This is a genomic window from Rhizomicrobium sp., assembly GCA_037200985.1.
Taxonomy (GTDB): domain Bacteria; phylum Pseudomonadota; class Alphaproteobacteria; order Micropepsales; family Micropepsaceae; genus Rhizomicrobium.
On the sequence record JBBCGJ010000001.1, the window covers coordinates 2,111,482 to 2,128,613 of the forward strand.

The following is a 17,132-nucleotide window of genomic DNA, read 5'->3' on the forward strand; positions in this document are numbered from 1 at the left end:
GGCTTGTAGCTTTGCGCTACCCCGGTAAGGGCCGGATGAGGATTTCGGTGCGGCGATTGCGCGGTTCCTTCTTCCCATCGCCGGTCATGACGGCGAGGTGGGTTTCGCCCAGGCCCTGGGCGGAGATGCGACCCGCGGGCACGCCTTCATGCGCCAGCGCGTCGGCGACGGCGCGCGCACGCTTCTGCGACAGCGCCAGATTCTGCGCCGGCGTACCGGCGGTGTCGGTATAGCCGTTCACCGCGATGGCGGTGTGGGCATAGCCGCGCAGGATCGCGGCCAGGGGTTCGAGCACGTCGTCGCCGGCGACGCCGCCATCCTCCGTGAACAGCAGGCTGTTCTCGATGACGATGGCGATGTCGTTGCCCCGCCGCGCCGTGACGAGGCCGCGGGCATGGACGTGGCGGCGCAGAGCCGTCTCCAGCGCATCCATATAGGGCTCGATCCGCGCCACGATGAGCGGACCGGCAAGACCCGGCGGGATGGGCGCCGCAGGCACGATGCCGGGCGCGGCGGCGCGGGCCGGCGGCCTCGCAATGGGCGCATGCGGCGTCTCGCGCGCGGTGCGATCGGGACCGGGGGGCGGCGGCTCGTAGATCGGCCTCGGACCGCCGCCGCAGGCCGGAAGGCCGAGCGCCAGAAGGACGACCGAGAGCTTGAACCTGGACATGCGCGAATTTCCGTTTTTCCCGCGCCGATTCCGCGCGGCGATGGTGGCGGATGTTTGGCCGGGAGGCCGCCCGCTGGTAAAGAGGGCGCCTCGCTATCCATAACGCACGGGGACGGAAAAATGACGACATTGTTCGATCTGACGGGAAAGGTGGCGCTGATCACCGGCTCGACCAAGGGCATCGGCGAGGCCATCGCGCATCGCATGGCCGAGCACGGCGCGAAGGTCGTGATCTCCAGCCGCAAGGCGGACGCCTGCGAGAAGGTCGCCGCCGACATCAACGCGGCGCGCGGCGCCAAGGTCGCGGTGCCGATCCCGGCGAACATCAACTACAAGGAGCAGCTCCAGATGCTGGTCGACGAGACCCGCAGGCAGCTCGGCAACATCGACGTCCTGGTGTGCAACGCGGCGCTCAACCCGGCCTATGGTCCGATGTCGAAGATCGACGACGCGGCCTTCGACAAGATCCTCGGCGCCAACATCAAGTCGAACCATTGGCTGGCGCAGATGGTGCTGCCCGACATGATCGAGAAGAAGGACGGCGCGATCATCATCGTGTCGTCGATCGGCGGCTATCGCGGCTCGCCGGTGATCGGCACCTATTGCATCTCCAAGGCGGCGGACCTGCAGCTCGCGCGCAATCTCGCGGTGGAGAACGGGCCGCACAATATCCGGGTCAACTGCATCGCGCCGGGCCTGGTGAAGACCGATTTCGCCCGCGCCCTGTGGGACACGCCGGAGGCGGAAAAGCGCTCCAGCGTCGGCACGCCCTTGCGGCGGCTGGGCGAGCCGGACGATATTGCGGGCGCCGCGGTATTCCTCGCCTCCCGGGCGGGATCGTGGATGACGGGACAGTCCATCGTGATCGACGGAGGAACGCTGGCATGAGAACGCTGCTGATCGGAGTGGCGGCGGCGCTGCTGCTCGCCGCATCGCCGTCCCGCGCCGACGAATCGGACGGCATCGACTGCGACAACGCGATGACGCAGACCGATATGAACATCTGCGCCGACAAGGACTACCGCGCCGCCGACAAGCTGCTGAACGCGGCCTATGCCAAGGCGATGGCGGGGCTCGACGCGCACAACCGCGACCTGCTGCGGACGGCGCAGCGCCAATGGATCAAGTTCCGCGACGCGGAATGCACCTATGAAAGCGCGCCGAACGAGGGCGGCAGCATGCATCCGCTGAGCTATTCGGGATGCATGACGACGCTGACGCTGGAGCGGACCAAATTGATCAAGGCCGGGCAGCTCTAGGCGCGGCGCCGCTCACATCCCGATGACGTCCTCGGCATCCCTGCAGGGCAGGCCCTGCGCGTCGGCAACGGCCTTGTAGGTCATCGTGCCCTTGTAGACGTTGAGGCCTGCGCGCAGATGGGCGTTGCGCCGCATCGCGGCTTCGGCGCCCTGCTCGGCCAGCGCGATGGTGAACGGCAAGGTCGCGTTGTTGAGCGCGAAGGTCGAGGTGCGGGCCACCGCGCCCGGCATGTTCGCCACCGCGTAATGCACCACACCGTCCACGACATAGGTCGGGTCGGCATGGGTCGTGGCGTGGCTGGTCTCGGCGCAGCCGCCCTGGTCGATGGCGACGTCGACGATCACCGAGCCCTTCTTCATCTGGCTCACCATCTTGGCGGTGATCAGCTTGGGGGCCGCGGCGCCGGGCAGGAGCACGCCGCCGATCACCAGATCGGCGCTGATCACCTGTTCCTCGATCGCGTCCAGCGTCGAGAACAGCGTGTGCATGCGCGAGCCGAACTGCTCGTCGAGCTCCTTGAGGCGGTTGAGCGAGACGTCGAGGATCATCACATGCGCCTCCAGCCCCATCGCCATGCGCGCGGCATTGGTGCCGACCACGCCGCCGCCGAGCACCACGACCTTGGCCGCCGGCACGCCCGGCACGCCGCCGAGCAGCTGGCCGCGCCCGCCCTGCGCGATCTCCAGGCAATGCGCCCCGGCCTGGATCGACATGCGGCCCGCGACCTCGCTCATCGGCGCCAGCAGCGGCAGGCCGCCGCGCGAATCGGTGACGGTCTCATAGGCGATGCAGATGGCGCCGCTCTTGAGCAGGCCCTGGGTCTGCTCCGGATCGGGCGCGAGATGCAGATAGGTGAACAGCACCTGGCCGGGCTTCAGCCGCGCGATCTCGACCGGCTGCGGCTCCTTGACCTTTACGATCATGTCGGCGACGGCGAACACTTCGTCGGCGGTCGCCAGGATCTTCGCGCCGACGCGCGTGTAATCCTCGTCGGAGATCCCGATGCCGCCGCCGGCCTCGGTCTCGACGAACACCTCATGGCCGCGCGATGTGAGTTCGCGCACCGCCGGCGGCGTCATGCCGACGCGGTATTCGTGGTTCTTGATTTCCTTGGGAACGCCGATGCGCATGGGCTGGCCTTTCGGGTTGCGCCGCGAGAGGGCGCCGTCGCGAAGAAAGGCGGAACGTATCGGCCGCGCGGTGCACATTCAATCGAAGCCGATTGCGCTCTTTGCCGTCGTGCGGACCGAATGTTTCAGAAAAGCGTCCCGTCCGGGCAGAGAACGGGGCCGCCGCCGATTCGCGTGCGGAAACGGCTCCGGCGCGTCCGTGCCCGCGTCTGTGAGAAAGAAAACGGGCGACTCTCGCTTGCTGGCGCGAGAGCCGCCCGTGTCGTTTGTTCTAGGCGTTAGTGGTGGTGTCCGCCGCCGCCATGGCCGCCGCCGTGTCCGCCGCCATGACCGCCACCGCCCCAGTTGCCGCCACCATGACCGCCGCCGTGTCCGCCGCCACCCCAGTTGCCGCCGCCATGGCCGCCACCGTGTCCGCCGCCGCCCCAGTTGCCGCCGCCATGGCCGCCGCCGTGTCCGCTCCAGTTGCCGCCACCATGGTGGAAGCCGCCATGCCAGCCCGAGCCGCCATGCCAGCCGCCGTGGTAGTAGAACTGCCGGTGGCCGCCATAATAGCGCGACCGGAAGCCGCCATTCAGCCAGATGCCGTCGATGAAGACCGGGCCGTTATAGTAGTCGTAGTCGTCGAAATCCTCGCAGCGATAGGGGTCGTACCAGCGGCTGTAGGGATCGCAATAGGCCGGCGGATAGCCGCCGTCATAATAGTCGCCGCCGATGCCGATGCCGACCGTCACGCGCGCCTCGGCGGGTGCCGCGGTCAATGTCGCCGCGCCAGCCAGAAGCAGGGCGGCGATGGCGGCCTTCTTGAAGAATTTCATGACTTACCTCGTATCTGAATCGATTGCCGAGCCTCAGATTGACGGCGAGCGCCTGAACCGCACATGAACGCCGCTGTCAGAATGACGACGGCAAAAGGGTCACGCCGAGCGGCCGCGCCCGTCGACCGGCCAGATCGCCTCCAGCGTATCGCCGCGCACGCCGTGATAGCGGTCGTAGAGATTGACCGTCGGATCGCAGTGCGGGACGACGCAGCGCACCACGTCGCCGGGCTGGAGCAGCGGACCGTCCTTCGGATAGGAGATGCCGCCCTGCTCGTCGCCGAAGAAGAAATAGACCGCGCCGGCGGGCGCGCCGGACTGCAGCAGCGGCTGGCCGGCATCGGTCGCGAAGGATTTGAAGCCGGCATCGGTGGTGGCGAGTCCCGGGCGGTTGGCGCTGATCACCGTGGTCTGCACGAACAGCGAGGTCTCGAACGGCACGCGGTCGCCGGGCTTCTCCCACACGTCGTTGTACTGCCGGTCCATGAAGATGTAGGAGCCGACCTGAAGCTCGGTCAGCACATGCGCATCGGGATCGATGTCGAAGGTGCCGGTGCCGCCGCCGGAGACGATCGCGGGCGCCAGGCCCGATTGCGCCAGCGCGTCGCGCAGCTCGCCGAGTTCCTTCATCGCCTGGAGCGAGGCGGCGCGGCGCTCGTTCGGCGATTCCAGGTGCTGCACCTGGCCCGCATAGCATTGCAGTCCGCCATAGATGAGACCGGACGCGGCGGCGACCTGCGCCACGAGGGCCGGTGCGTCGGCCGGCCGGATGCCGGTGCGGCTCATGCCCGGATCGATGTCGACGAGAAGCTTGAGCGGCTTGCCGGCGCTCCGCGCCGCCGCGTCCAGCCGCGCCGCCACCTTGGCATTGTCGCAGACCGCCATCAGATCCCGGATGCGGGCGTTCAGTGCCGTCAGCCGCGCGATGCCGGCCTCGGTCACCACGGGCGAGGTGATGAGGATCGATTCGATGCCGCCATCGGCCAGCGCTTCGGCTTCGCCGAGCTTGGCGCAGCACACGCCGTTCGCGCCGGCCGCGATCTGGCGCCGGGCGATCTCGACCGATTTGTGGGTCTTGGCGTGAGGACGAAGGCCGATGCCCGCACGCTTCGCATGGGCGACCATGTGCGCGAGATTGCGTTCGAGGACGTCCAGGTCGATGACGAGGGCCGGCGTCTGCAGCCGGGCCGCGCCGCCGGCGACGCCGACGAGATCTTCGTTCAGAGCTTTCATGTTTCCCTTGGGGTGGCGATGCGGCGGCAGTATTGCGCGAATGCCGCGCCAAGATAAGGTCGATGCGTGACCTTCGCGCTCGTTCTCATCTTCGTCTCCGCCGCGGTGCATGCCGTCGTCAATGTGCTGACCAAGCGCGCCGAAGACAAATACGCCATGCGACTGCTGATCGGCGTGTTCTCGGCGGTGCTGGTGACGCCGGCGCTGTTCTTCCTGCCCCTGCCGCGCGGGATCGCGGTGTGGCTTCTGGTCGCCACCGCCTTCGTGCATGCGCTCTACGAGCTTCTGCTGGTCAAGTCGTACGAGAACGGCGCGTTTTCCGCCGTCTACCCGGTGGCGCGCGGCACCGGCCCGCTGTTCACCGCGTTGGGCGCGATCCTGATCCTGCGCGAGCACGCGCCGGTCAGCGAGATGATCGGCATCGTGATGGTGTGCGGCGGGGCGATCGCGATCGGGTGGTCGCATCGCGCGAGCGACGGCGCACTGAAGGGCCTCGCCTATGCGCTCGCCACGGGGCTGACCATCGGCGTCTACACCCTGATCGACGCCTCGGGAGTCCGCGCCGTGGCGGAGCCGCTGAGCTATGTCGCCTGGTTCTTCGTGGCGCATGGCGCCTCGGTGCTGCTGACGGCGCCCGGCATCCGCGGCCGGGCGGTGGTGATCGAGGCGCGGCGGCAATGGAAGCTCGGCGTGCTCCTGGGCGCGCTTTCGATCACCACCTATGGCTCGGCGATGCTGGCCTACAGCTTCGGCGCCACGGCGCAGCTCGCGGCCTTGCGCGAGACCAGCGTCCTCTTCGGCACGGCGCTGGCGATGACGTTCCTGGGCGAGCACATGACGCTGCGCCGCTGGCTCGCCGCCGGGGTGATCGCGGCCGGCGCGATCATGCTACAGATGGGCTCATGAAGGTCTTCTATTCGCCCGTCCATCTCGACCATGCGCCGCCCGAGGAGTTCGAGGGCGGGCGGATGCATCCGGCCGTGGAAGTGCCGGCGCGGGTGGAGCGCGTGAAGGCCGAGGCCGAGCGGCGGAAGATCGGGCCGATCCTGGCGCCCATCGATTTCGGCAGGACGCCGATCGCGCGGGTGCACGATGCGGGGCTGGTCAAGTTCCTCGGCGAGGCGAGCGATCTGTGGCGCAAGCAGTATGGCGAGGAAGCGCCGGCGGCGATTCCCTCCGCCTGGCCCGCGCGCGGGATGCGCGACCGTTTCGAGGGCGATGTCGAGTCGCGGCTCGGCAGCTATGCCTTCGACACCGCGACGCCGATCCTGAAGGGCACCTGGCGCGCGACGCTGGCGGCGGTGAATTGCGCGCTGTCGGCGGCGGCGGAGATCGGGAGCGGCGCGCGGTCCGCCTTCGCGCTGGCGCGGCCGCCGGGCCATCATGCGAGCGCCGACGTGTTCGGCGGCTATTGCTATCTCAACAACATCGCCATCGCGGCACAGTGGTTCGCGGACCAGGGCCTGAAGCCCGCGATCCTCGACGTCGACTATCATCATGGCAACGGCACGCAGAGCATCTTCTACGGCCGCGGCGACGTGCTGTTCTGTTCCATCCACGGCGATCCGACTTTCGCCTATCCGCATTTCCTGGGCTTCGCGGACGAGACCGGCGCGGGCGGCGGCGAGGGCGCGAATCTGAACCTGCCCCTGCCGATGTACGCGGCGTGGGACCGTTACGGCGAGGCGCTGGACGCGGCGGCGAAGCGGATCGCGGCGTTCGGGCCGGACGTGCTGCTGGTGTCGCTGGGGCTCGATACGTTCGAGGCCGATCCGATCTCGAAGTTCAAGCTGGCGGCGGCGGACTATCTGCGCCTGGGCGAGCGGATCGCGGCGCTGGGCCTGCCGACCCTGTTCCAGTTCGAGGGCGGCTATAACCTGGATGCACTGGCGCGGATCACGGTCAACGTGCTCGAAGGCTTCGAGGGCGGTTAGGGCAGTCTTGCCGGGAATTGAATCATTCAAACAGGTCGTCATCGCCCGCTTCATGCGGGCGACCCGATTTGGCAACGAGAAAAATGGGTTGCCCGGACAGGCTAACGACAGCGTGGGCCGGGCAATGAAGACTTTTGTGTGAGTGATTTCGAAACGAAACGCGCCTAAGGCGCGTCGCCGCCCATTTTCCGCATCTTCTCGTGCAGCTTGTCGGCCGCGGCCTTGGCGGCGTCGGCGGCCTTCGCGGCGGCGTCGCCGGTCTTGGCCTGCATCTCGTCGATCGCCCGGTCGACCGCCTGCTTCATGCTGGCGGCGGTGCCGCCCTTCTCGAACTCGCGCAGGATCACCGCCTCGACCTTGCCGATCACCGCGTCGACCGTGAAATCCTTGTTCAGGACGCGCTCGCGGTGCGCGACGATGGAATAGATGTCGATGGAATCGTCGATGGTGCGGCCCATCTCCACCATCTTGTAGAAGCGCTCGCCCTCGGTCTTGCCCCGCACCACCAGGTCGAACGCCGCGACCGCCAGCGTCAGCGGAATCTGGAAGAAATTGTGCAGGTTGTTGAGCGCGAGCTTCGCCTCGAAGACCGCGACGTCGCGGATGAACTTCCAGCGCGTGTCGGCATTGGTCGGCGGCGGCAAGGTGGGGTCCGTCATGGCGCGCCGATTATGCCCGAAGGTGCCGTGCGCGCAAAACCGCGCAGGGGTCAGGCGTCCGCGAACATCGCTTCGGGCGTCGGAACGATGCCCATGGCCGCCGTCACCTTGAAGATCCCGCTCGCCCGCAGGCACAAGACGCCGTCGGCCGTCGCCGTGCCCTGCGCGAAGAACAGGCTCTTGCCGGCGCGCAGGAATTCCGCCCTTCCCTCGACCCAGGACCCGAGCTTCGCCGGCGCGATGAAATCGAGCGTCAGGTTCACGGTCGGCGCGAAGCCGACATCGGCCTTGCCCTGCACGCGCGCGCCGATCGGGATGAACATGTCGGCGAAGGTCGCGAGCATGCCGCCATGCGCGACCTGGCCGGGATTGCAGTGGCGCATCTCGACACGGAAGCCCATCGCCAGCGTCTCGCCGTCCCATTTGCCGTAGAGCGGACCGATCGCCTCGATGAAGCCGGTGTTGAACCGGAACGGCCGGAAGCCTTCGGGAATGGACATGGGAAGCCTTGGATAGCGGTTGACGCACTGTGGCGGCGATTGTGGACGCGCACAACATCGCGGCTCACATTTGCGTCACCATGACCGCGCGGCTTGCCAGGCTCGGCGCGCAAACTTACGTTCGGTCAGGCAAACCCCGGCGCACCCCATATCTTGAAACGCGTTCTTCTCCTCCTGCTGCTCGTCGTCTCGTGGAGCGGGGCGCGTGCCGAGGAACACAAGGACCGCGAATTCCAGGAGTGCCCCGGCTGTCCGGTGATGGTCGGCATTCCGGCCGGCAGCTTCACGATGGGCAGCCCGCCGAGCGAGCCGGGTCATTTCGACAATGAGGGACCGCAGCACGCCGTTTCGGTGCGCGCCTTCGCGCTCGGCAAGTTCGACGTGACGAGCGAGGAGTTCCTGCGCTTCCTCCGGGAGACGGGCTACAAGCCGGCGCCGTGCAATTCGATCCTGAACCTGCGCTGGCAATCGGCGGCCGGGGGGCTGCCGCGGCCGCCGGCCGAGGTCGAGCCGCCGCGCTGGCCCGCCGTGTGCCTGGAATGGAAGGACGCGCAGGCCTATGTCGACTGGCTCAATGCGACGGTGAAGACGGCACGGCCGCAGCTTGCCGGCCGCACCGGCCCCTATCGCCTGCCGACCGAGGCGGAATGGGAATATGCCGCGCGCGGCGGCACCGCGACGGCGCGCTGGTGGGGCGACGACCTCGGCGCCGGCAACGCCAATTGCAACGGCTGCGGCAGCACCTCCGACGCGCGGGTGCTGACCGAGGTCGACAGCTTCGCCGCCAATCCGTTCGGCCTTTTCGGCATGCTCGGCAATGCCTGGCAGTGGACGGCGGATTGCTGGCATCCGAGCTATGTCGGCGCGCCGCGCGACGGCTCGGCGTGGACGAACGGCGGCGACTGCACGCGGCACGTGCTGCGCGGCGGCTCGTGGGACAATGTGCCGGTGTTCGTGCGCTCGGCGGCGCGGACCGGCGCACCGGCGGTGACGGGCGAATACGACTATTCGAGCCTGGCCGGATTCCGCGTGGCGCGGACGCTGCCTTAGGGAATCGCCTCCCCTCTCGGACGGTGGAACTGCGACATCGGACCCTGCGGCATGTGCGACGCCGTTCATTGTCCGGTCGGCGGCGCGGTACTATTTCCGTCGCCATGAACGCGCTGACGTCGAAGCTCCAGGAGCTAAAGGCCGAGCCCGTGATCCGCGGGCTCTGCGGCCGTTGTCCCAAATGCGGCGAAGGCCGGATGTTCCGGGCCTTCCTGAAAGTGACCGACATCTGTCCGGCCTGCGGCGAGGAGCTGTACCATCAGCGCGCCGACGATTTTCCGGCCTATCTGGTGATCGTGATCGTCGGCCATGTCGTGGTGGCGCTGGCGCTGGCCGTGGAGGCGACGTTCTCGCCGCCGCTATGGGTGCATGCGCTCCTCTGGACGCCGCTGACATTGGGGCTGGCGCTGGGGCTGATCCAGCCGGTGAAGGGCGCGGTCGTCGCGTTCCAGTGGCAGCAGGGGATGGAAGGCTTCGCCCCCGCCAAGCGCTGCCGCGACCTGCTCGCCGCCGCGGCGACTATCTGAGCGTATCGCGCGGGTTCAGGTTCAACGTCACTTCCATGCTGTAATCGATCGCGCCGGCCGGCAGCGTCAAAGGCGACGACAGCAGCACCGCGTTGCGCGCGCTGAGCGCGATGTCGCGGTAGAGCGCGTCGCGCGTGTAGCGCTCGCGGTCGAGGATCTCCGCGCTCGCCACCGTGCCGTTCTTCAGGACGACGATGCGCAGCGCGACGATGAAGCCGCGGCCGCCGAGCGCGGTCACGTCGAAATTCCATTTGCGCACGACCTGAGCGCGGATGAGGTCGCGCACCGCATAGGCCGCCTGGTTGCCCGGCGCCGCGTCGTTGCTGCTGGCGGCTTCCTCCGCCGCGGGCGTCTCCAGCGGCCTGGTGTTGCTCTGCGGCTGGCGCAGGCGGGCGAGCGAATTCAGCTTGGTCTCGAGATCGTCGGGCAGCGGCTTTCTGCCGACCGCCGAGGTGCCTTCGGGGCGGTTCGCCGAGGCCGGCTCGCGCGCGGCGGTGCGCGGCGCGAAGGGGCGCGGGATCTTCGCCTTCACCGGCGCGGGCAGTGCGGTCGTCTCCTCGCCCAGGCGGATGACGTCGATCGGCACGACATGCGGCGGCGAAGCCGCCGGCGGCGCGGTCCGATGCAGCATCATCAGCAACACCAGCGCCGCGAACAGGCCGTGCAGCGCCAGCGAGACCGCAAGCCCCCGTCCATCGCCTTCGATATAGGCGATGCCCGCGCCCAGCAGCGCTCGTCCATTCTCGATCGTGAACCGGGCGGGCATGCGGCTTCGACAGTATCCCTTTCGCGACGCCCCCGCGGGCGATGCTGCGCCGGACGGGCCGCGCTTTCAAGCACTCGCGGCCGCGGAGTGCTGCCGAACGCGACGCTCGACAAGATGCACCGAACCGCTTCATCCTGCGTTTAACAATGATGTGACAGGATCGGGAAACGCAAAGAGGACGGGCATAACGGAGCAAAGATCGAAGGGGTTATGATGAGCAATCTCGAGTCCCGTCTTCGCGGCTATCGCCTGACCACCGCGGAGATCGTCTATCGCCTGCCCGACCATCCCGCGATGCTTCAGACCTTCGTCTGGCAGGACCTCGACATCGCGCCGCGCTTTCCCGTGCTCAACAAATTCCTGCGCTTCTGGGAAACCTCGATCGAGGGCAAACTCTTCCAGGTGCGCGTCGCCTCGCGCGGGCTGATCAGCGATGCGGAGCTGAAACTCGTCGGCGGCGAATTCGCCCTGCACTAAGGGCGCAACATCGCCGTTTCAAGGTACGGGACCGCGGGACGGGGGCGCGGCACCCGCTGTTGCGCCCGCGCGCCAGCCGCAGCAAAGTCGCCGGCAGCGACCATCCACGGAGCCTGCCGATGACCGACGCCCCCTATACGCCGCCGAAAGTCTGGACCTGGGACAAGCCGAGCGGCGGGCAGTTCGCCAACATCAACCGGCCGATCGCCGGGCCGACGCATGAGAAGGTGCTGCCGATCGGCAAGCATCCCTTCCAGCTCTATTCGCTGGGCACGCCCAACGGCGTGAAGGTGACGATCATGTTCGAGGAGCTGCTGGCGGCCGGCCACAAGGGCGCGGAATACGACGCCTGGCTGATCAATATCGGCAAGGGCGACCAGTTCGGTTCGGGCTTCGTCGCGCTCAATCCGAATTCGAAGATCCCGGCGCTGGCCGACCACACCACCAACCCGCCGACGCGGGTGTTCGAGTCCGCCTCGATCCTGGTGCATCTCGCCGAGAAATTCGACAGCGCCTTCCTGCCCCGGAGCGGCGTGAAGCGCACCGAGACGTTCAACTGGCTGTTCTGGCAGATGGGCAGCGCGCCTTATGTCGGCGGCGGCTTCGGGCATTTCTATGCCTATGCGCCGGTCAAGATCGAATACGCCATCGACCGCTTCGCGATGGAGACCAAGCGCCAGCTCGACGTGCTGAACCGCCATCTCGCCGATCACGAATATTTCGCGGGCGACGAATACACCATCGCCGACATCGCGATCTTCCCGTGGTACGGCTCGGTCATCAAAGGCGCGGCCTACAATGCCGGCGAGTTCCTGTCGGTGCAGGAATACACCCATGTCATCCGCTGGGTCGACCAGATCGCGGCACGGCCCGCCGTGAAGCGCGGCCGCGCCGTCAACCGCGCCTTCGGCCCCGTGGACGGCCAGGTGGTCGAGCGCCACGACGCCAGCGACTTCGACGGCAAGGTGCTGGATTAGAAGCGAGTCGAATACGTTCCGCGCAACGGCGAGAGCCGCACACAATCAGGTGTCATCCGCCGCGAATGCGGCGGACCCAGTTGAACCCTTGCGCAGATACCAAGCGTCACCTGGGTGGCCCGCATTCGCGGGCCATGACAACCATTTTTCATTGCGGACCATCGGCGCGCGTCGCTAACGGCCGCTCCAGCGCATGTCGCGCAGCAATTCAGATGGATGCAGCCCGAGCGCGCGGGAAATCTTAAACAGCGTCGCCAGGCTCGCGCTACGTTCGGCGCGTTCGACGAAGCCGATATAGATGCTGCTGAGGTTTGCGAGCTCGGCCAGCTTTTCCTGGCTGAGCTTTTTGGCGTTGCGATGGCGCCGTATTTCACGGCCCAACGCGACGAGGTCGCGATCCTTCTGCACGCCGCGAATGTTTCGGTCGCGCCCAAACCGCACTACTTACTACTGGTTATGATTACTGCGGGTTAGCTACACGCGATGAGAGATTTAGCCCGGAAGCGCAAGGTCGGCGCCATCGACCGCCACATCGGAGCCCGCATCCGCGCCCGCCGGGTCGCGCAGGGCATCCGGCAGAAGACCCTCGCCATCGACATCGGCGTGACCATGCAGCAGCTTCAGAAATACGAAAGCGGCATCAACCGCGTCAGCGCGTCCAAGCTGTTCGAGATCGCAGCGCTTCTGTCGGTCTCGGTGTCGGCGTTCTTCGACGGAATGCCGGCCGGGGCAAGCGGCAGGCCGGCCGCCGACGCGTCGTCCGCCTTCGAGCGGATGATCGAAACGGAGGAAGGCCTGGCGCTGGTCGGCCTGTTTCCGCGGCTCGTGGCCGCGAACCGCCGCCGCGCCGTGGTCGAGATCGTCCGCGCGATGATCGGCGGCGAATGACGTCAGGCGGCGAGCGCGTCGCGGACGGCATCGGGATTGCGCTGGATCACCAGCAGATAGGCCCGGACCACCGAGTCGGGATGCGTGCGCTTCTGCTCCAGATCCCGCAAACGCGCCAGGTTGAAGCCGAAGCGCCGGGCGAATGCCGCCTGCGTCAATCCGGTCGACTCACGGATCGCCTTGACGTCGAGATCGTCGGGGATGTGGACGTTGTATCGGGACGCATCCGCCTCGCCCTGCGCGAAGGCAAGGGCCTCCTTTGCGCCCGTCATGATGCCGTCAAACACCGACTGCGTCTTCCGCTTCGTCATATCCGTCTCCGCACGGGCCTTGGGCGGCCGTAAGTGGTCGCGATTTCCTTGGTGATCGCGCGCAACGCATTCCGCTGGGCGCCGTCCAGATCGTCCCGGTCCGCCTTCGAATAGGCATAGAACAGAAAGAGTGGGATCGCGGGTCCCGAGAAGAACGTGATCACCCGGTAACCGCCGCTCTTTCCCTTTCCGCACCCGGCAACGCGAACCTTGCGACAGCCGCCGGTGCCCTTGATCTCGTCGCCCGCCTCCGGGTGCGCCGCCAGATGGTCGATCAGGCGCGCGATTTCCTGTTCGGCCATTCCGGCTTGCGCGGCCGATCTCTGGAACGCGGGCGTTTCGACGACCGTCTGCACATCGTTTTATACGGGATTTCCGTAGCTATGTCCAGAACGGGCGGCGCCCCTTGACGCCCTCGCCGCAGACCCCTAAATACCCGCTCAGATGGCTTGGCACTCCCTAAGGGCGAGTGCTGCCATTTCCGAGATCCTCTTATGTTTCAACAATTTAGGGAGCAAGACGCATGAAATTCCGTCCGCTTGGCGACCGCGTGGTCGTCCGTCGCGTGAAAGAGGAACAGAAGACCGCCGGGGGAATCATCATCCCCGACACCGTCCAGGAAAAGCCCCAGGAAGGCGAAGTCATCTCGGTCGGCCCGGGCGCGCTCGACGAGCAGGGCAAGCGCATCGCTCCGGAAGTGAAGCCGGGCGATTTCGTGCTGTTCGGCAAGTGGTCGGGCACCGAGGTCAAGGTCGAGGGCGAGGATCTCCTGATCATGAAGGAATCCGACATCATGGGCATTCTCGAGGGGCGCAAGAGCTCCACGAAGAAGGCCGCGTAAGCAGAAACCAGAGAACAGAATACAGGTATCGGAATCGTTCTGATCCCTGTTTTCCGTATTCCGTATTCAGGAGACAAACATGGCAGCCAAGGACGTAAAATTCGGCGCCGATGCGCGTGAGCGTCTGCTCCGCGGCGTCGACATTCTCGCCGATGCAGTGCAGGTGACGCTGGGCCCGAAGGGCCGCAACGTCGTGATCGAGAAGAGCTTCGGCGCCCCGCGCACGACCAAGGACGGCGTGACGGTGGCCAAGGAGATCGAGCTCGGCGACAAGTTCGAGAACATGGGCGCCCAGATGGTGCGCGAAGTGGCCTCCAAGACCAACGACGCGGCCGGCGACGGCACGACGACGGCCACGGTCCTGGCCCGCGCCATCGTGCGCGAGGGCTCCAAGGCGGTCAGCGCCGGCATGAACCCGATGGACCTGAAGCGCGGCATCGAGAAGGCGGTCGAGATCGTCGTCGCCGACCTCAAGAAGCGCTCCAAGAAGGTCAAGTCGAACGAAGAGATCGGCCAGGTCGGCACGATCAGCGCGAACGGCGACACCGAAGTCGGCAAGATGATCGCCGAAGCGATGGCCAAGGTCGGCAATGAAGGCGTGATCACGGTCGAGGAAGCCAAGTCCCTCGCCACCGAGCTCGACGTCGTCGAAGGCATGCAGTTCGACCGCGGCTACATCTCGCCCTACTTCATCACCAATGCGGACAAGATGGTCGCCGAGCTCGACGAGCCGTCGATCCTTATCCACGAGAAGAAGCTCACCAGCCTGCAGCCCCTGCTGCCGATCCTGGAAGCCGTGGTGCAGAGCGGCCGTCCGCTCCTCATCATCGCCGAAGAAATCGAAGGCGAAGCGCTGGCGACCCTGGTCGTCAATAAGCTGCGCGGCGGCCTCAAGGTTGCCGCCGTCAAGGCGCCGGGCTTCGGCGATCGTCGCAAGGCGATGCTGGAAGACATCGCCATCGTGACCGGCGGCCAGGTGATCAGCGAAGATCTCGGCATCAAGCTCGAGAACGTCAAGCTGAACATGCTGGGCACGGCCAAGAAGGTCCGCATCGACAAGGACAACACCACGATCATCGACGGCGCCGGCAAGAAGTCGGAGATCCAGGCCCGCGTCGGCCAGATCAAGACCCAGATCGAGGAAACGACGTCCGACTACGACAAGGAGAAGCTGCAGGAACGTCTGGCGAAGCTCGCCGGCGGCGTTGCGGTGATCCGCGTCGGCGGCGCGACCGAGGTCGAGGTGAAGGAGAAGAAGGACCGCGTCGACGACGCGCTCAACGCCACCAAGGCGGCGGTCGAGGAAGGCATCGTGCCGGGCGGCGGCACCGCCCTGCTCTACGCCACCAAGTCGCTCAACGGCGTCACCGGCGACAATGACGACCAGACCCAGGGCATCGCGATCGTGCGCCGCGCGATCCAGGCCCCGATCCGTCAGATCGTCGAGAACGCCGGCGTCGAGGCCTCCATCGTGGTCGGCAAGCTGCTCGAGCAGAAGTCGACGACCTTCGGCTACAACGCGCAGACCGAAGGCTATGCCGATCTGATCGACACCGGCATCGTCGATCCGACCAAGGTGGTCCGCGTGGCGCTGCAGAACGCGTCGAGCGTGGCTTCGCTCCTGATCACGACGGAGGCGATGGTCGCCGATCGCCCGAAGAAGGAATCGGCCGGCGGCGGCATGCCCGGCGGCGGCATGGGCGGCGGCATGGGCGACATGGACTTCTAAAGTCCGGTTGCTCGCTGCTCTAGCGAGAAATGCGAAAAGGCCCGGTGGAAACACCGGGCCTTTTTGTTTGCGCGGCGGTCAGGGAAAAGCGTCCTGCTTCTTCTCCGGGTCGGGCGCCTTCTGCGTGTCCGGAGCGGGCTTGCCCGACGCATCCTCCTGATCCAAACCCCACGCCACCTTCACCGTCATCGGCGCATCGACCAGTTGCCCGTCTTTCACCGCGGGGCGGTAGTGCCACTTGCTCACGCAATGCACCGCCGCATCATCGAGCCCCTCCGAGCCGCTGGATTTGGCGACCTTCACGTCGCGCACAGTGCCGTCCGCCGACACCGTGAAGGCGAGCTCGGTGGTGCCCTCGCGGCCGAACACCCGCGCGAAGAACGGATAATCGTCGCGGCAGTTCTCCTGCCTGGACAGCGCCGGCGGCTGCGAGACGTGCTGCACCACGGGCACGCGCACCAGCTGTCGCACGACCTTGACCGGCGCCTCGGTGCGGACCGCGAGCTTTTCGTAGAGATCGTAGAAGAACAGCAGCGAGGAGCCCGTCGCGATGGCGCCGGCGATCACGACGGCCCAGAGGTGGTGGCGGAACCGCCCGCTGTAGAAAAGCCCGGACGACACGACGAAAATCACGAACTCGACGATGATCACTGCTGCTCCTGTCCTGAAACGGCCGGCACTCTAACCGCAACCCAGTTCGCCGCTCCACGTCCCATTCCGGCACATATCTCTAAACTTTTAGGCAAATCCGAGAATTCACAGCAACGACGTTTGGCGCGTCGGAGAATCGTCCATACTGCGCATGGCGGCGTAATCGAGCGCCACACGGTTAACGTCCTCGCAAGGGAATAGGGCCGATGCAGATCGATCCGGTGGTTTTTCTCGCGCAAAAGATCGTGGACGCCGAACGCGCCCTGCGCGACGCGCGGCTCAGGCGCGACGAGAAGATGACGACGCGCTGGCTCGCCGTCCTCTCGATGCTGAACGAAGACCTCTACACCGTCGTGCCTACCAGCCCCCTGGGCGCGGCGGAACTCCTGCGCAAGGCGGCTGCTTCGCTCGGCGGCGCCTGGGCGATCTATGCCGCGCATATGGGCGAGATCGCCGAGCGGCTGTCGAACGGCTCGCGCGCGCTGGACGACCTCGTATGGCTGCGCTCGATGCGGCCGGCGCTCTCCAGCGGGCTGTGCGGCAATGACGGCGTCATCGTCGCGCCGCTGGTCGCGCTCGCCATCCGCGGCGCATCGCGGCCGGTCGTCGTGTTCCGCGCCGTGTTCCCGCCGCGCAACGACGACGGCTGGGGCCACGCCGCCTCGCGGTCGCCATAACGCGCCGGCCGGCCCTTTCCGGTTCGCCGCCGAT

General features: G+C 66.8%; 23 protein-coding genes. 12 read left to right on the forward strand and 11 right to left on the reverse strand.

What is annotated here, in order from left to right; all coding sequences use genetic code 11:
• Positions 1–16: 16 nt before the first annotated feature.
• Positions 17–670 (reverse strand): OmpA family protein, encoded by a 654-nt coding sequence (locus WDN01_10205; GenBank protein ID MEJ0026389.1) that lies wholly within the window; start codon positions 668–670, stop codon positions 17–19.
• A gap of 120 nt (positions 671–790) precedes the next feature.
• Here WDN01_10205 and WDN01_10210 point away from each other — a divergent pair, with 120 nt between their 5' ends.
• Positions 791–1,558 (forward strand): SDR family oxidoreductase, encoded by a 768-nt coding sequence (locus tag WDN01_10210; protein MEJ0026390.1) that lies wholly within the window; start codon positions 791–793, stop codon positions 1,556–1,558.
• Complete coding sequence (locus WDN01_10215; GenBank protein ID MEJ0026391.1) at positions 1,555–1,929, forward strand: lysozyme inhibitor LprI family protein; 375 nt, start codon at positions 1,555–1,557, stop codon at positions 1,927–1,929. The genes WDN01_10210 and WDN01_10215 overlap by 4 nt, the downstream gene beginning before the upstream one ends.
• Before the next feature lie 12 nt (positions 1,930–1,941).
• On the opposite strand, the gene ald is transcribed toward WDN01_10215, so the two are convergent.
• The 3 genes from ald to WDN01_10230 all read right to left on the reverse strand — a co-directional run bounded on the left by ald (position 1,942) and on the right by WDN01_10230 (position 5,111).
• Positions 1,942–3,060, reverse strand: coding sequence for an alanine dehydrogenase (gene ald / locus WDN01_10220; protein ID MEJ0026392.1), 1,119 nt, complete (start codon positions 3,058–3,060; stop codon positions 1,942–1,944).
• 278 nt (positions 3,061–3,338) lie between these two features.
• Positions 3,339–3,878 carry a hypothetical protein gene (locus tag WDN01_10225; GenBank protein ID MEJ0026393.1) on the reverse strand — a complete coding sequence of 180 codons (540 nt, stop codon included), beginning with the start codon at positions 3,876–3,878 and terminating at the stop codon, positions 3,339–3,341.
• Between the two features lie 99 nt (positions 3,879–3,977).
• Positions 3,978–5,111, reverse strand: a complete 1,134-nt coding sequence (locus tag WDN01_10230) for a DSD1 family PLP-dependent enzyme (GenBank protein MEJ0026394.1) — start codon at positions 5,109–5,111, stop codon at positions 3,978–3,980.
• Positions 5,112–5,177: 66 nt separating this feature from the next.
• Between WDN01_10230 and WDN01_10235 the strand changes: the two genes are divergently transcribed.
• Positions 5,178–6,017: a DMT family transporter gene (locus WDN01_10235; GenBank protein MEJ0026395.1), complete on the forward strand. Its 840-nt coding sequence runs from the start codon at positions 5,178–5,180 to the stop codon at positions 6,015–6,017.
• A complete protein-coding gene (locus WDN01_10240; protein ID MEJ0026396.1) occupies positions 6,014–7,045 on the forward strand; it encodes a histone deacetylase family protein in 1,032 nt (343 codons plus the stop codon). Before WDN01_10235 ends, WDN01_10240 begins: the two co-directional genes overlap by 4 nt.
• Positions 7,046–7,209: 164 nt before the next feature.
• Here the strand turns inward: WDN01_10240 and WDN01_10245 are convergent, their stop codons facing one another.
• Both WDN01_10245 and WDN01_10250 read right to left on the reverse strand, forming a co-directional pair.
• Positions 7,210–7,704 (reverse strand): hypothetical protein, encoded by a 495-nt coding sequence (locus WDN01_10245; protein MEJ0026397.1) that lies wholly within the window; start codon positions 7,702–7,704, stop codon positions 7,210–7,212.
• Between the two features lie 50 nt (positions 7,705–7,754).
• Positions 7,755–8,204, reverse strand: a complete 450-nt coding sequence (locus WDN01_10250) for a PaaI family thioesterase (protein MEJ0026398.1) — start codon at positions 8,202–8,204, stop codon at positions 7,755–7,757.
• Between the two features lie 153 nt (positions 8,205–8,357).
• On the opposite strand from WDN01_10250, the gene WDN01_10255 reads away from it, so the two are divergent.
• Both WDN01_10255 and WDN01_10260 read left to right on the forward strand, forming a co-directional pair.
• Positions 8,358–9,254, forward strand: coding sequence for a formylglycine-generating enzyme family protein (locus WDN01_10255; protein MEJ0026399.1), 897 nt, complete (start codon positions 8,358–8,360; stop codon positions 9,252–9,254).
• Between the two features lie 104 nt (positions 9,255–9,358).
• Positions 9,359–9,781 carry a DUF983 domain-containing protein gene (locus tag WDN01_10260; GenBank protein MEJ0026400.1) on the forward strand — a complete coding sequence of 141 codons (423 nt, stop codon included), beginning with the start codon at positions 9,359–9,361 and terminating at the stop codon, positions 9,779–9,781.
• Here the strand turns inward: WDN01_10260 and WDN01_10265 are convergent.
• Positions 9,774–10,547 carry a hypothetical protein gene (locus WDN01_10265; protein MEJ0026401.1) on the reverse strand — a complete coding sequence of 258 codons (774 nt, stop codon included), beginning with the start codon at positions 10,545–10,547 and terminating at the stop codon, positions 9,774–9,776. The two genes, WDN01_10260 and WDN01_10265, sit on opposite strands and share 8 nt — an antisense overlap.
• Positions 10,548–10,760: 213 nt before the next feature.
• Here WDN01_10265 and WDN01_10270 point away from each other — a divergent pair, with 213 nt between their 5' ends.
• Entirely contained in the window at positions 10,761–11,024 is a 264-nt protein-coding gene (locus WDN01_10270; protein MEJ0026402.1) for an usg protein, read from the forward strand.
• A 119-nt stretch (positions 11,025–11,143) separates the two neighbouring features.
• Positions 11,144–12,001: a glutathione-dependent disulfide-bond oxidoreductase gene (yghU, locus tag WDN01_10275; GenBank protein ID MEJ0026403.1), complete on the forward strand. Its 858-nt coding sequence runs from the start codon at positions 11,144–11,146 to the stop codon at positions 11,999–12,001.
• A gap of 174 nt (positions 12,002–12,175) precedes the next feature.
• On the opposite strand, the gene WDN01_10280 is transcribed toward yghU, so the two are convergent.
• Positions 12,176–12,409 carry a helix-turn-helix transcriptional regulator gene (locus tag WDN01_10280; protein ID MEJ0026404.1) on the reverse strand — a complete coding sequence of 78 codons (234 nt, stop codon included), beginning with the start codon at positions 12,407–12,409 and terminating at the stop codon, positions 12,176–12,178.
• Positions 12,410–12,484: 75 nt separating this feature from the next.
• On the opposite strand from WDN01_10280, the gene WDN01_10285 reads away from it, so the two are divergent.
• Positions 12,485–12,889 carry a helix-turn-helix transcriptional regulator gene (locus WDN01_10285; protein MEJ0026405.1) on the forward strand — a complete coding sequence of 135 codons (405 nt, stop codon included), beginning with the start codon at positions 12,485–12,487 and terminating at the stop codon, positions 12,887–12,889.
• Positions 12,890–12,891: 2 nt separating this feature from the next.
• On the opposite strand, the gene WDN01_10290 is transcribed toward WDN01_10285, so the two are convergent.
• Positions 12,892–13,200, reverse strand: a complete 309-nt coding sequence (locus WDN01_10290; GenBank protein MEJ0026406.1) for a hypothetical protein — start codon at positions 13,198–13,200, stop codon at positions 12,892–12,894.
• Entirely contained in the window at positions 13,197–13,556 is a 360-nt protein-coding gene (locus tag WDN01_10295) for a type II toxin-antitoxin system RelE/ParE family toxin (GenBank protein ID MEJ0026407.1), read from the reverse strand. The genes WDN01_10290 and WDN01_10295 overlap by 4 nt, the downstream gene beginning before the upstream one ends.
• Before the next feature lie 167 nt (positions 13,557–13,723).
• Here WDN01_10295 and groES point away from each other — a divergent pair, with 167 nt between their 5' ends.
• Together groES and groL are read left to right on the forward strand one after the other, a co-directional pair.
• Positions 13,724–14,041: a co-chaperone GroES gene (gene groES / locus WDN01_10300; protein MEJ0026408.1), complete on the forward strand. Its 318-nt coding sequence runs from the start codon at positions 13,724–13,726 to the stop codon at positions 14,039–14,041.
• A 79-nt stretch (positions 14,042–14,120) separates the two neighbouring features.
• Complete coding sequence (gene groL / locus WDN01_10305) at positions 14,121–15,770, forward strand: chaperonin GroEL (GenBank protein MEJ0026409.1); 1,650 nt, start codon at positions 14,121–14,123, stop codon at positions 15,768–15,770.
• A 78-nt stretch (positions 15,771–15,848) separates the two neighbouring features.
• Here groL and WDN01_10310 read toward each other — a convergent pair whose 3' ends face one another.
• Positions 15,849–16,421, reverse strand: coding sequence for an energy transducer TonB (locus WDN01_10310; GenBank protein MEJ0026410.1), 573 nt, complete (start codon positions 16,419–16,421; stop codon positions 15,849–15,851).
• A gap of 206 nt (positions 16,422–16,627) precedes the next feature.
• On the opposite strand from WDN01_10310, the gene WDN01_10315 reads away from it, so the two are divergent.
• Positions 16,628–17,098 (forward strand): hypothetical protein, encoded by a 471-nt coding sequence (locus WDN01_10315; GenBank protein MEJ0026411.1) that lies wholly within the window; start codon positions 16,628–16,630, stop codon positions 17,096–17,098.
• Positions 17,099–17,132 lie beyond the last annotated feature (34 nt).